The organism is Actinomadura roseirufa (assembly GCF_900659635.1).
Taxonomy (GTDB): Bacteria; Actinomycetota; Actinomycetes; order Streptosporangiales; family Streptosporangiaceae; genus Spirillospora; species Spirillospora roseirufa.
On record NZ_CAACVB010000593.1, the window covers coordinates 1 to 607 of the forward strand.

The following is a 607-nucleotide window of genomic DNA, read 5'->3' on the forward strand; positions in this document are numbered from 1 at the left end:
CATCTTGTTCATCGATGAGCTGCACACCCTGGTGGGTGCGGGTGCGGCCGAGGGCGCGATCGACGCCGCCAGCATCCTGAAGCCGATGCTGGCCCGCGGCGAGCTCCAGACCATCGGCGCCACGACATCCGATGAATACCGGCGCTATCTAGAAAAGGACGCCGCCCTGGAACGGCGGTTCCAGCCGATCCAGGTCATGGAGCCGTCGCTGTCGCACACGATCGAGATTCTGAAAGGTCTGCGGGATCGTTACGAGGCGCACCACCGTGTGTCGATCACTGACAGCGCGCTGGTCGCGGCGGCGCAGCTGGCCGACCGTTACATCAGTGACCGGTTCTTGCCCGACAAGGCGATCGACCTGATCGATGAGGCGGGGTCGCGGATGCGGATCCGCCGGATGACCGCGCCGCCGGACCTGCGCGAGTACGACGAGAAGATCGCCGATGTGCGGCGTGAGAAGGAGTCCGCGATCGACGCGCAGGACTTTGAGAAGGCCGCCGCGCTGCGTGATTCGGAGAAGCAGCTCCTGGGGCAGAAGGCCCAGCGGGAGAAGGAGTGGAAGGCCGGCGACATGGACGTGGTCGCCGAGGTCACCGATGAGCTGATC

Annotated in this window: 1 protein-coding gene; it reads left to right on the forward strand. The window is 65.6% G+C overall.

What is annotated here, in order from left to right; translation table 11 throughout:
- Positions 1-607: UvrB/UvrC motif-containing protein (locus tag E1291_RS41595; protein WP_207401283.1), on the forward strand; the 607-nt coding region annotated here is incomplete at both ends.